This is a genomic window from Haemophilus sp. HN_Hi16, from assembly GCF_049823435.1.
Taxonomy (GTDB): Bacteria; Pseudomonadota; Gammaproteobacteria; order Enterobacterales; family Pasteurellaceae; genus Haemophilus; species Haemophilus influenzae_D.
Genome location: NZ_CP187500.1, coordinates 575,615 through 587,727, shown reverse-complemented (window position 1 = coordinate 587,727; position 12,113 = coordinate 575,615). Strand labels below are relative to the sequence as shown.

The 12,113-nt window shown below is 37.0% G+C and carries 13 protein-coding genes; 10 read left to right on the top strand and 3 right to left on the bottom strand.

The window, feature by feature from the left end:
- Nucleotides 1–330: 330 nt before the first annotated feature.
- From ACPT9C_RS02940 to glmS, 6 genes are all read left to right on the top strand, one after another.
- Nucleotides 331–1,017, top strand: coding sequence for a ComF family protein (locus ACPT9C_RS02940; RefSeq protein WP_050948865.1), 687 nt, complete (start codon nucleotides 331–333; stop codon nucleotides 1,015–1,017).
- Between the two features lie 75 nt (nucleotides 1,018–1,092).
- Nucleotides 1,093–1,689, top strand: coding sequence for a Fe-S biogenesis protein NfuA (gene nfuA / locus ACPT9C_RS02935; RefSeq protein ID WP_021034385.1), 597 nt, complete (start codon nucleotides 1,093–1,095; stop codon nucleotides 1,687–1,689).
- Between the two features lie 67 nt (nucleotides 1,690–1,756).
- On the top strand, nucleotides 1,757–2,551 hold the full coding sequence (gene nudC / locus ACPT9C_RS02930; protein ID WP_021034386.1) for an NAD(+) diphosphatase: 795 nt from the start codon (nucleotides 1,757–1,759) through the stop codon (nucleotides 2,549–2,551).
- Between the two features lie 35 nt (nucleotides 2,552–2,586).
- On the top strand, nucleotides 2,587–3,177 hold the full coding sequence (locus ACPT9C_RS02925) for a YjaG family protein (RefSeq protein WP_021034387.1): 591 nt from the start codon (nucleotides 2,587–2,589) through the stop codon (nucleotides 3,175–3,177).
- A 138-nt stretch (nucleotides 3,178–3,315) separates the two neighbouring features.
- Nucleotides 3,316–3,588, top strand: a complete 273-nt coding sequence (locus tag ACPT9C_RS02920; protein ID WP_005630954.1) for an HU family DNA-binding protein — start codon at nucleotides 3,316–3,318, stop codon at nucleotides 3,586–3,588.
- A 108-nt stretch (nucleotides 3,589–3,696) separates the two neighbouring features.
- Nucleotides 3,697–5,529, top strand: a complete 1,833-nt coding sequence (gene glmS / locus ACPT9C_RS02915) for a glutamine--fructose-6-phosphate transaminase (isomerizing) (RefSeq protein ID WP_021034388.1) — start codon at nucleotides 3,697–3,699, stop codon at nucleotides 5,527–5,529.
- 53 nt (nucleotides 5,530–5,582) lie between these two features.
- On the opposite strand, the gene dsbB is transcribed toward glmS, so the two are convergent.
- Together dsbB and nhaB are read right to left on the bottom strand one after the other, a co-directional pair.
- Nucleotides 5,583–6,116 carry a disulfide bond formation protein DsbB gene (gene dsbB, locus ACPT9C_RS02910; RefSeq protein ID WP_021034389.1) on the bottom strand — a complete coding sequence of 178 codons (534 nt, stop codon included), beginning with the start codon at nucleotides 6,114–6,116 and terminating at the stop codon, nucleotides 5,583–5,585.
- A 9-nt stretch (nucleotides 6,117–6,125) separates the two neighbouring features.
- Nucleotides 6,126–7,670: a Na(+)/H(+) antiporter NhaB gene (gene nhaB, locus ACPT9C_RS02905; protein WP_050848122.1), complete on the bottom strand. Its 1,545-nt coding sequence runs from the start codon at nucleotides 7,668–7,670 to the stop codon at nucleotides 6,126–6,128.
- 124 nt (nucleotides 7,671–7,794) lie between these two features.
- Between nhaB and fadR the strand changes: the two genes are divergently transcribed.
- Nucleotides 7,795–8,520 carry a fatty acid metabolism transcriptional regulator FadR gene (gene fadR / locus ACPT9C_RS02900; RefSeq protein WP_050847365.1) on the top strand — a complete coding sequence of 242 codons (726 nt, stop codon included), beginning with the start codon at nucleotides 7,795–7,797 and terminating at the stop codon, nucleotides 8,518–8,520.
- A 44-nt stretch (nucleotides 8,521–8,564) separates the two neighbouring features.
- Here fadR and pssA read toward each other — a convergent pair whose 3' ends face one another.
- Nucleotides 8,565–9,932, bottom strand: a complete 1,368-nt coding sequence (pssA, locus tag ACPT9C_RS02895) for a CDP-diacylglycerol--serine O-phosphatidyltransferase (protein ID WP_050948864.1) — start codon at nucleotides 9,930–9,932, stop codon at nucleotides 8,565–8,567.
- Between the two features lie 146 nt (nucleotides 9,933–10,078).
- On the opposite strand from pssA, the gene ACPT9C_RS02890 reads away from it, so the two are divergent.
- From ACPT9C_RS02890 to ACPT9C_RS02880, 3 genes are all read left to right on the top strand, one after another.
- The gene (locus ACPT9C_RS02890; RefSeq protein WP_050948863.1) at nucleotides 10,079–11,134 is read left to right on the top strand and encodes a tRNA/rRNA methyltransferase; all 1,056 of its coding nucleotides are present in this window, start codon (nucleotides 10,079–10,081) and stop codon (nucleotides 11,132–11,134) included.
- Between the two features lie 355 nt (nucleotides 11,135–11,489).
- Nucleotides 11,490–11,747 (top strand): hypothetical protein, encoded by a 258-nt coding sequence (locus ACPT9C_RS02885; RefSeq protein WP_050848125.1) that lies wholly within the window; start codon nucleotides 11,490–11,492, stop codon nucleotides 11,745–11,747.
- Nucleotides 11,672–11,866, top strand: coding sequence for a YadA C-terminal domain-containing protein (locus ACPT9C_RS02880; protein WP_080358474.1), 195 nt, complete (start codon nucleotides 11,672–11,674; stop codon nucleotides 11,864–11,866). Before ACPT9C_RS02885 ends, ACPT9C_RS02880 begins: the two co-directional genes overlap by 76 nt.
- The last annotated feature ends 247 nt before the right edge of the window (nucleotides 11,867–12,113 follow it).

The window sequence follows — 12,113 nt, the reverse complement described above, 5'->3', positions numbered from 1 at the left end:
GTAAGTATACCCACGGTTAGTGATAGTAATCGTAGTTCCCCTTTGGGGAACGCTTATATCTGCCCTCGGTTTGTAAGCCGTGGGTAAGTATACCCACAGTTAGTGATAGTAATCGTGGTTACCCTTTGGGGAACGCTTATATCTACCCTCGGTTTGTAAGCCGTGGGTAAGTATACCCACGGTTAGTGATGGTAATCGTGGTTCCCCTTTGGGGAACGCTTATATCTACCCCAACGGGGTAGCATTACAATTAGCCTAGGGTATACCTACCCTAGGTCACTGTAGCACTTGTACCTACCCTAGGTTGCAGTAATCACTAATAAGGTTCAAATGAATTTTTTAAATTTTCGCTGTATCCACTGTCGTGGCAATCTTCATATCGCAAAAAATGGGTTATGTTCAGGTTGCCAAAAACAAATTAAATCTTTTCCTTATTGCGGTCATTGTGGTGCGGAATTGCAATATTATGCGCAGCATTGTGGAAATTGTCTTAAACAAGAACCTAGTTGGGATAAGATGGTCATTATAGGGCATTATGTTGAGCCACTTTCAGTGTTAATTCATCGTTTTAAATTTCAAAATCAATTTTGGATTGACCGCACTTTAGCTCGGCTTTTATATCTTGCGGTGCGTAATGCTAAGCGAACGCATCAACTTAAATTGCCAGAAGCAATCATTCCTGTGCCTTTATATCATTTTCGTCAGTGGCGACGGGGTTATAATCAGGCTGATTTATTATCTCGGCAATTAAGTCGTTGGCTGGATATTCCTAATTTGAACAATATCGTAAAACGTGTGAAACATACGCATACTCAACGTGGTTTGAGTGCAAAAGATCGTCGTCAGAATTTAAAAAATGCCTTTTCTCTTGCTGTTTTGAAAAATGAATTTCCTTATCATCGAGTCGCGCTGGTGGATGATGTAATTACTACAGGCTCTACACTCAATGAAATCTCAAAATTGTTGCGAAAATTAGGTGTGGAGGAGATCCAAGTGTGGGGACTGGCACGGGCTTAATATAAAGCACTGGAAAAAAAAACGCGATGAGCGTATTATTTCCGATACTTTCTCTCAAGTATTTAGGACATAATTATGGAACAAGCAACCCAGCAAATCGCTATTTCTGATGCCGCACAAGCGCATTTTAGAAAACTTTTAGACACCCAAGAAGAAGGAACCAATATTCGTATTTTCGTCGTTAATCCGGGTATGCCTAATGCGGAATGTGGCGTATCTTATTGCCCACCGAATGCCGTGGAAGAAAGTGATGTTGAAATGAAATATGACACTTTTTCTGCATTTATTGATGAGGTCAGCCTGCCTTTCTTAGAAGAAGCAGAAATTGATTATGTTACCGAAGAACTTGGTGCGCAACTTACCTTAAAAGCACCAAATGCCAAAATGCGTAAGGTGGCTGATGACGCGCCATTAATTGAACGTGTTGAATATGTCATTCAAACTCAAATTAATCCACAGCTTGCAAATCACGGTGGACGCATAACCTTAATTGAAATTACTGAAGATGGTTACGCAATTTTACAATTCGGTGGTGGTTGTAATGGTTGTTCAATGGTGGACGTTACATTAAAAGATGGCGTAGAAAAACAACTTATTAGCCTATTCCCGAATGAATTAAAAGGTGCAAAAGATATAACCGAGCATCAACGTGGCGAACATTCTTATTATTAGTGAGTTATAAAAAGAAGATTTATAATAACCGCACTTTTGAAAGTGCGGTTATTTTTATGGAGAAAAAATGAAAATACTTCAACAAGATGATTTTGGTTATTGGTTGCTTACACAAGGTTCTAATCTGTATTTAGTGAATAATGAATTGCCTTTTGGTATCGCTAAAGATATTGATTTGGAAGGATTGAAAGCAATGCAAATTGGAGAATGGAAAAATCATCCCTTGTGGCTTGTTGCAGAGCAAATAAATGACGAACGAGAATATGTGAGTTTGCGTAAATTACTTTCACTGCCAGAGGATGAATTTTATATATTAAGTCGAGGAGTGGAAATTAATCATTTTCTGAAAACCCATAAATTCTGTGGAAAGTGCGGTCATAAAACACAACAAACTCAAGATGAACTTGCAGTGCAATGTACTCACTGTGGGTATCGAACTTATCCTGTGATTTGCCCATCAATTATTGTTGCGGTTCGTCGTGGTCACGAAATTCTATTGGCAAATCATAAGCGACATTATAGTCCCAACGGAGGAATATATACGACGCTTGCAGGTTTTGTCGAAGTAGGGGAAACATTTGAACAAGCGGTGAATAGAGAGGTTTTTGAAGAAACGGGGATTTCAATAAAAAATCTTCGTTATTTTGGTAGCCAGCCTTGGGCATTTCCAAACTCTCAAATGGTCGGTTTTCTTGCTGATTATGAAAGCGGAGAAATAACATTGCAGGAAAGTGAAATTTATGACGCACAATGGTTTTCTTATGATCAACCCTTGCCAGAATTACCGCCAACAGGTACTATCGCTCGTAAATTAATTCACGCAACGCTTGAACTCTGTAAAGCGGAAAATAAACGCGATTAATAAATATTCCAACTCTTATAAATTAAGGAAATAAGATGCGAAATCCGATTCATAAACGCTTAGAAAACTTAGAAAGTTGGCAACATCTTACTTTTATGGCTGCTTTATGTGAACGTATGGCACCAAATTTTAAATTGTTCTGTCAAATGAACGAGCTTAGCGTTGAAGCTAAAACGTATCAAAATATTCTCAATTTGGTGTGGGAATATTTAACAATTAAAGATGTCAAAATCAACTTTGAAAATCAGTTGGAGAAATTAGAAAGCATTATTCCCGATGTGAATGATTATGATAGTTTTGGTGTTGTGCCTGCATTAGATGCCTGTCAGGCTTTAGCTGAAATTTTACACGCTATTATTGCGGGAGAAACCTTAGAAAGGGCGGTGGAAATAAGCTTAATTTCGTTGGGAACAATAAGAGCGTTATTGGAAACAGAAACTGGACGAGATTGGTCAGAAAGTGAGCTAAAAGAAAATGAAGATATTCAAACAGAACTTGATGTGCAATGGCAAGTTTATCGTTTGCTTAAAGAATGTGAAAAACGTGATATTGAATTAATTTTAGCTTTAAAAAATGAAATTCGGACTGAGGGCATATCTAACATTGGTATAGAATTTCATCAATAACGTGAGATTTGTCACAATTTTTATAAATCATGCTTTTAATTCATCTCAAGTTAGATTATCCTTTGCACAGCTTTTGCGACGAGTTCGCAAAGATACTTTTAAAGAATCAAATTTTTATTTAACAGAAGGTACAAATTTATGAACAAAACAGATTTAATTGATGCAATTGCAAACGCTGCAGAGTTAAACAAAAAACAAGCTAAAGCAGCGTTAGAAGCGACTTTAGATGCAATTACTGCAAGCCTAAAAGAAGGTGAGCCTGTACAATTAATCGGTTTCGGTACATTTAAAGTAAATGAACGTGCTGCTCGTACTGGCCGTAACCCACAAACTGGTGCTGAAATCCAAATCGCAGCATCTAAAGTGCCAGCATTTGTATCTGGTAAAGCATTAAAAGATGCAATTAAATAATTGATAACATCAATGAAATGAAGCCCTGTCGATTACGCAGGGTTTTTTTATTGTATAGCGTGGCAAATGTAAAAACAAACTTAGTAATAGAATGAATAAGGAAGACTTATGTGTGGTATTGTCGGCGCAGTAGCGCAACGAGATGTAGCGGAAATCTTAATTAATGGTTTACATCGTTTGGAATATCGTGGTTACGATTCAGCTGGTGTTGCAGTAATCAATAAACAAAATGAATTACAACGTATTCGTTGTTTAGGTAAAGTTAAAGCATTAGATGAAGCCGTATCAGAAAAACCATTGATTGGTGGAACGGGAATTGCACATACTCGCTGGGCAACTCACGGCGAACCATCAGAAACTAATGCGCACCCCCATGCGTCAGGTACTTTTGCTGTAGTACATAACGGTATTATTGAAAACCATGAAGAACTTCGAGAATTATTAAAATCTCGTGGCTATGTCTTTTTATCGCAAACAGATACTGAAGTGATCGCACATTTGGTTGAATGGGAAATGCGTAGCACGGATTCCCTTTTAGAGGCTGTGCAGAAATCGGTAAAACAACTCACGGGCGCATACGGGATGGTGGTAATGGATAGTCGTAATCCTGAACATTTAGTCGCAGCTCGTTCTGGTAGTCCGCTTGTGATTGGTTTAGGTATTGGCGAAAATTTCTTAGCTTCAGATCAACTTGCGCTATTAAGTGTTACTCGCCGTTTTATCTTTTTAGAAGAAGGGGATATTGCAGAAATTACACGTCGTACAGTTGATATTTATGATACTCACGGTAATAAGGCTAAACGTGAAATTCACGAGTCTAATCTTGAAAATGACGCGGCAGAGAAAGGTAAATTCCGCCATTTTATGCAGAAAGAAATTTACGAACAGCCAACCGCACTTATTAATACAATGGAAGGGCGTATCAATCACGAAAATGTGATTGTCGATTCAATCGGAAATGGTGCAAAAGACATTTTAGAAAAAGTTGAGCATATTCAAATTGTTGCTTGTGGCACATCTTATAATGCAGGTATGGTGGCGCGTTATTGGTTTGAATCTTTGGCTGGCGTGAGCTGTGATGTTGAAATTGCATCAGAGTTTCGTTATCGCAAATTTGTTACCCGTCCAAATAGCTTATTGATTACCCTTTCTCAATCTGGCGAAACAGCAGATACTTTAGCCGCACTTCGTTTAGCGAAAGAAAAGGGCTATATGGCAGCATTAACAATTTGTAATGTTGCTGGATCTTCGCTCGTACGCGAATCAGATCTTGCATTTATGACGCGTGCCGGTGTTGAAGTCGGGGTGGCATCAACAAAAGCATTTACGACACAGCTAGCTGCGTTATTAATGTTGGTGACGGCACTTGGTAAAGTTAAAGGTCATATTTCTGCAGAAAAAGAACGTGAAATTATTAAAGCAATGCAATCCTTACCTGCTGAAATTGAAAAAGCGTTAGCCTTTGATTCAGAAATTGAAGCATTAGCAGAGGATTTTGCTGAAAAACATCATTCACTTTTCTTAGGTCGTGGCGAATTTTATCCTATTGCGGTAGAGGCGTCTTTGAAATTGAAAGAGATTTCTTATATTCACGCTGAAGCCTATGCGGCGGGAGAATTGAAACACGGACCATTAGCGTTAATTGATGCCGATATGCCAGTGATTGTCGTTGCACCAAATAATGAATTATTAGAGAAAGTAAAATCGAACATTGAGGAAGTGCGAGCTCGTGGTGGTCAATTATATGTATTTGCCGATAAAGAAGCAGGATTTACGCCAAGTGAAGGAATGAAAATCATCACGATGCCAAAAGTCAATGATATTGTTGCACCAATTTTTTATACCATTCCAATGCAATTGCTTTCTTATTATGTGGCTTTAATTAAAGGTACTGACGTAGATCAACCTCGTAACTTAGCAAAATCAGTTACCGTAGAATAAAGTGCGGTTGATTTTAATGTAATAAAAAATACGGTGAAATTTCACCGTATTTTTTAGTTAAATAATCTTCTTTGTTTCCGTGTTTTAATCACTTGAGCAATTAACAATAATGTAAGAATAACCACATATAGTGAAAAAATAACCACCAGCCATTGCACCATCGTTAAACCAAATAATGACCATTGGCTTTCATTACAAGAGCCAGTCGGGTTAAATATAAATGGAAACCATTGATGAAATGGTAAAGTCTCGGGAAAGTTTGGAATAAACTCACATTGTTTCCAAGGGGCTGGATTTATTTGCAAATCAAGATGACGAAACGAAATTAATAAGCCCTTAATACTGCTGAATAAGCCTAAAACCAAGGCGATTAATCTAAGGATGAAAACGCGAGGTTGAAGTAAAGCGATAATGCCCGCTACAAATAAGCCAATCATTGCTAAACGTTCATAAACACAAAGCACACAAGGTTGTAAGCCCATTCCATATTGGAAGTAAAGTGCGGTAGATTCTAAGGCTAAACTTGAAAAAGCCAATAAAAACCACACAAAACGTTTTTCAGAAAATTGTTTTAATAGCGCGAGCATTTTTTCTCCTTAAATTGGCAAAATTAAACCTAAACTTGCTAACCAAATTGTGGCAGCTGGTAAAATAAATTCAATAGCCAGTAAACCAATGATTGAAAGTACAATCGTGTAAGGCAAAGCCATATAAACCATTCTGCCATAAGAAAGGCGAATTAATGGCGAAAGTGATGAAGTCAATAAGAATAAGAAAGCAGCTTGTCCATTTGGTGTTGCAACTGACGGTAAGTTTGTACCTGTATTAATGGCAACAGAAAGCAATTCAAATTGATGCGGTGCAATAACGCCGTTAGTCAGTGCAGCTTTAGCTTCGTTAATATAAACCGTTGCAACAAATACATTATCAGAAATAGAAGAAAGCAAGCCATTAAACACATAGAATAAAGCAAGTTGTGTATTTTCTTCCGCAGAAAGAACGAAGTGAATAATTGGTGAAAAAAGTTTTTGATCAATAATTACTGCAACAACAGAAAAGAATACAACGAGCAATGCAGTAAAGGGTAAAGATTCCTGAAAGGCTTTACCAATAGTATGTTCATCCGTCACACCAGTGAAGGAAGTAGCAAAAATGATGATACTTAAACCAATTAAACCGACTGCGGCAAGATGGAATGCTAATCCAAGAATTAACCAAATTGCGATTAACGCTTGCATACCTAATTTAATTTTATCTTGTTTAGACATTTTTTCTGAATTAGTGCGGTCTAAATCTGATAAGATTTTCCACACTTCGTCTGGTAATTTCTCGCCATAACCAAATAATTTGAATTTTTCGACTAAGAAACAAGTGAGTAATCCGCAGATAAATACAGGAATAGTCACGGGTGCCATACGTAAGAAAAATTCCATAAAGTTCCATTTTGCTTGTTCTGCAATAATTAAGTTTTGTGGTTCTCCAACAACGGTCATTACACCACCAAGTGCAGTACCTACACCCGCGTGCATCATTAAACTACGTAAGAATGCACGGAATTTTTCTAAGATTTCGTGCTGTTGTTCAATAATTTTTCTATCGTCTGAAATATCAACCGCATCAATTAAATTATTGCCTGATGCAACTTTGTGATACACACCATAGAATCCCATTGCGACACTAATGATAACAGCTACAACCGTTAAAGCATCGAGAAAAGCCGATAAAAAAGCAGCACTAAAACAAAAGGCAATAGAAAGTGCAATTTTAGAACGAATTTTGACAAGTAATTTAGTAAATACATAAAGCAGTAATTGTTTCATAAAGAAAATACCTGCCACCATAAACATCAGTAGCAAGATCACTTCAAAGTTTGCCATAATTTCTGCTTTGACGTGTTTGGCATTTGTCATTCCGATAATAATAGCTTCAATTGCTAATAGACCACCTGGTTGAAGCGGATAGCATTTTAATGCCATTGCCAATGTGAAAATAAATTCTGCAACGAGTAACCAACCCGCAATAAAAGGACTGATAAAAAAGAAAACAATTGGATTTATAATAAGAAAAACCACAATGGCAAGTTTGTACCAGTCTGGACTTGCCCCAAGAAAGTTTTTCATAAAAGCCTGAGTATTTGTCATAGTGAACTCCATTATTTTTATCACCTGAACATTGTAATATATCCCCCTTTAAAGGATAATAAAAACCAAGTAATTTTTTTATAAAATTGCATTTTTTTTGATTTTTATCTGATTTTTAATTGTAATGCAAAACAATAACGATATTTTAAAAGCCCAAAGTCCAGCTGCTTTAGCAGAGGAATATATTGTAAAAAGTATTTGGCAAGATGTTTTTCCTGCGGGCAGTAATTTACCATCAGAACGTGATTTAGCCGATAAGATTGGTGTAACTCGCACTACCTTACGTGAAGTTTTACAACGTTTGGCTCGTGATGGTTGGCTAACAATTCAGCACGGCAAACCCACTAAAGTAAATAATATTTGGGATGCTGCTGGGCCGAATATTATTGAAACCCTAATTGCTTTAGATATGCAATCCGCGCCCTTAATTATTGATAATATGCTGTCTTTACGTAGTAAAATGTCGGAATCTTACATTTATGAAGCCGTAAAGAATTCTCCTCAAAAATCTGCCGCACTTTTTGCTGAATTAGGGCAATTACAAAACACAGCACAAGATTACACAGAATTTGATTACCAATTATTTCGTCAATTCACTGTTGTTGCCAACAAACCCTTTTATCGTTTAATTTTCAATAGTTTAAAAGGCGTTTATCAGCGAATAGGATTGTTATTTTTTAAAGAAAAAACACACCGTGAATTAACAAAGCAATTTTACTTAGAAATGCAACAAATTTGTCTTGAGGGAAATGCCGATGCAGTAGTGGATTGCATCCGTAAAAATAATTTACGTTCTTCGACCTATTGGAAAGCTATTCTTGAACGATTACCACAGAATTTATCAGATTAATACTGGAAGCGAATTTAAGAAAAAATATAAAACTTTTCTTATAATTACAGAATCATTTTCACTAATTTATCTGCTTTAATCCGTGCAAATTTTTTCAGAAGTTTTTGCACTGGTTCTGGGTATTGATTCAATTCTTCTAATTCAGTGTAATATTTTAATACCTTTGTATGTTGGCGAATTTGGTTTTGCTCTTTTTCCACCTGGGCTAAAAGTTGTTGTTGTGGGTCGTAAATTAATAAGCCATTTTCTGCATCCAAACGCCACGCTCGAGGGTTAAGATTATTGCCCGTAAGTAAAATATAACGATCATCTACCCACACACCTTTTAAGTGGTAGGTATTATCGCCATCACGCCACAAACGCACCACAAGCTGACCTCTTTCAATTTGAGTCTCAAATTTTTCACAGAAACGGCGAAGATTACTTTCATAAAGATAAGGTAACGCCCCTACCATTTTAAATGGTTGTTCTGGTGGAATATAAAAATCGTTTGCGACTTTATCGCCAACAATAATTTCTACTTGTTTACCATTTTCCAACAACGTTGCTATTTTATGTTGCAATGTGCGTGGGAAATTAAAGTATGGTGTACAAATCACCAATTTTTCTTGCACTTGCAAGAATAAATCTTCAATCACTTGATTTAATTCGTTGCCCGATGCGCCTAAGCCAAACAATGGCGATACGCTTAAAACATTTGGTAATTTCACCGCACTTTTTAATGAATATTTTCCATTTTGAGCAAGGTCTTTGCGATAAATGCGAATATTGCTGCGGATCTCTTTAGTTCTAGGGCGGTTGGTCACATCAAGTGGATAAACGGCACTGAAATCTAACAAGTAATCATTGATGAAATTTACCATCGAATCAGCTAATTCGGCATGAGTGATTTTTTGATAGCGGTCATAACGATATTTTTCAAGTTGATGAAGATAGACATTATTAATGCTTGCACCGCTATACAGCACCGTATCATCAAATACAAAGCCTTTAACGTGCAATACACCAAAAACTTCGCGCGTGTTAATTGGCACGCCAAAGAACATATTTGGGTCATCTGGTAACTGATAAGTTTGGCGTTGCTCGCAATACCAATCTGCATTGGTGGCAGATTTCTCCGCACCTAATAAATTGCGTTGTGCGCGATGCCAATCTATTAGAATTTTTACATCCAAGTGTGGATTTTCTTGCTTCACGCGATAAATTTCATCGAGGATTTCCTGTCCCGCTTCATCTTTTTGCCAATAAAGTGCGGTGACATAAATACGTTTTTTTGCGTTTCTGATTAATTCAATAATTTGAGTTTTAAATTCAGCCGGGCTACCCAAAAATTCAATTTGCTCAGCTTGCAAAGCAAGGAATGGCAAATTATTTAAATTTTGTTCAGCTCGTTTGGTTTTATTGATTAACATAATCCATCTCGTGATTGAAGACTAGTGTGCTAGTTTACAATATTTCACGTGCTTATTAATAGAAAAAAGGCTTTTTTTCGTTATAATGCTCACAAATTTTAGCATTTTTTGGCTAAATAATAGCCATTTTAATTCAGGAAAACCCTATGAACGACAAACGCAAACCGTCTTTTCAATCCGCAGGCAAAACCTTTCAAGAACGCTCAGAGGGGGAAAAGTATCGAGAAAAACCAAGCCAAAATCGACCGCACTTTAATGATAAATTTAATGGAAAGAGAAACGAAAAATCTCGTTTTTCTCGTGATAAACAAGAAGTGAAAGAAACTAAAATTACGCAACTTTCTTTATCTCGTGCGCCATCAAATAAAAATGTAGAAAAACCTAAGGTTCAAGTGACGATAAAAAGTACGGGTACGGTTTATAAAACAAAAGAAAAGAAAACGGGTGCACTTTCTCCTCGAGCACCTGAAAAAATTAAGAAAAACCGTGCAGAAGAAATGAAAGTTTACGGTGAAAATGCCTGTTTAGCTTTATTTGCTGAACGCGCTCAAAGTATTGTTCGATTGTGGGCAACCGTACAAATGTCACACAAAATTGGCGAAGTATTGAGTTATTTAGCTGAAAACAAAAAGGCTTATCATATTGTAGATAGCGAAGAATTAGCTCGCGTGAGCGGAACAGAACATCACGGTGGCATTTGCTTATTGGTGAAGAAACCGCGTGCTTTTACGTTGCAAGGATATTTGGATATTCCTCGTAACGAGGATTGTTTAGTGCTATTGGACAATGTGAATAATGCACAAAATATTGGTGGCGTATTGCGTACTTGTGCTTATTTTGGCGTGAAAAATATTGTTGCCGATAATGTGGAAAATCTGTATTCAGCAGCCTCAATGCGTGTAGCAGAAGGTGGCGCGGAATACATTCGTGTGCTAGAAACAGATTATATTGATTCGGCTTTGATGCAATTGCGTGAATCAGGCTATCAAATTATTCACGTATCGCACAATAAACAAGGCGAACCGTTGGATAAAGTGCGGTTAAAAAATAAAGTGGTTTTTGTGCTAAGTGAAAGTTTTACGGAAAGTTTGGCGACGCCAGAAGACACGCAAGTGCGTTTAACGCTCGCAAGCCCAATTAAATCAGGCCTAAACATTGCGGTGAATGCGGGTGTGTTGTTAGCGAAGTGGTATTTTAGATAAGTCTTCATTTTATAGCTTTTTGTTGAGCGTTTAAGTAGAATTCACGACTTCTTTTTTATAAGAAACAATGAAATTTTTTAAACAAATATAACAAAAAGGAATTAACTTATGATGTACAATCTGCCAGCCATAATTTAGCAAAACACAGCAAAAATCAACCGCACTTTAGTGCGAAAATTTCTCTTATTTTCCTTTCTCTTTTTTCTGTTTTAAGTGTGCCTGCGTGGGAGGATAATGTTACTCTCACACAAGAAGAATACAACACATTGATTAATCGAATTACCAATTAGAACAAAAATTTGGCACAAATGGTGCTGGTGGTACAGCTATTGGGAACAACGCACAAGCAGGTTATGTGGGTACTGCAGTGGGATATAATGCGAAAGCTACAGGCAATCTATCTACCGCTATAGGTGTAAATTCTGAAGCAAGTGATAGTGATGCAACTGCGATAGGTTTAGGTTCAAAAGCGACAAAAGTTGATGAAATTGATCGTCGAGGTCGTCGTGGTGCAGCCATTGCTGGTGCGATGGGGCTATTGCCGCAACCTCGACTAATGGTAAATCTTCCATCGGCACGGCGGCTACACATTATCGCGGCGAACAAGCCTTAGCTGTTGGATACTCCCACGTGACGGATAATGGTAAACACATTATCAAACTCAGCGGTGCATCTAATATGTCTGGTAAGAAAGATGTTATGCTTGGTGCTGCTTATGGTTATGAATGGTAATTAAGCGTTTTTTATCAGTGAAATAGAAATATTCTTTATAGAAGCTCAAACTCAATCTGACAGATCTTTTTAAGTTAAAATATCTGTCAGATTAATTTGAGCCTAAATTTTGATCAAAATCATTCTCCATTAAATAATATTGTCAATCATCATTTTTCCACAGTATATATTTCATTGATAAGTTCAATGATGTTCAAGAAATGAACGATAAACAATCAATATTTTCAGTCATTTTATATAACAGTGA

Bases quoted from the DNA above. Each gene is read 5' to 3' on its own strand.
- fadR (WP_050847365.1), top strand. From the start codon at position 7,795: ATGCAAAACAATAACGATATTTTAAAAGCCCAAAGTCCAGCTGCTTTA.
- ACPT9C_RS02940 (WP_050948865.1), top strand. From the start codon at position 331: ATGAATTTTTTAAATTTTCGCTGTATCCACTGTCGTGGCAATCTTCAT.
- dsbB (WP_021034389.1), bottom strand. From the start codon at position 6,116: ATGCTCGCGCTATTAAAACAATTTTCTGAAAAACGTTTTGTGTGGTTT.
- nhaB (WP_050848122.1), bottom strand. From the start codon at position 7,670: ATGACAAATACTCAGGCTTTTATGAAAAACTTTCTTGGGGCAAGTCCA.
- ACPT9C_RS02890 (WP_050948863.1), top strand. From the start codon at position 10,079: ATGAACGACAAACGCAAACCGTCTTTTCAATCCGCAGGCAAAACCTTT.
- ACPT9C_RS02920 (WP_005630954.1), top strand. From the start codon at position 3,316: ATGAACAAAACAGATTTAATTGATGCAATTGCAAACGCTGCAGAGTTA.
- glmS (WP_021034388.1), top strand. From the start codon at position 3,697: ATGTGTGGTATTGTCGGCGCAGTAGCGCAACGAGATGTAGCGGAAATC.
- pssA (WP_050948864.1), bottom strand. From the start codon at position 9,932: ATGTTAATCAATAAAACCAAACGAGCTGAACAAAATTTAAATAATTTG.
- nfuA (WP_021034385.1), top strand. From the start codon at position 1,093: ATGGAACAAGCAACCCAGCAAATCGCTATTTCTGATGCCGCACAAGCG.
- ACPT9C_RS02925 (WP_021034387.1), top strand. From the start codon at position 2,587: ATGCGAAATCCGATTCATAAACGCTTAGAAAACTTAGAAAGTTGGCAA.
- nudC (WP_021034386.1), top strand. From the start codon at position 1,757: ATGAAAATACTTCAACAAGATGATTTTGGTTATTGGTTGCTTACACAA.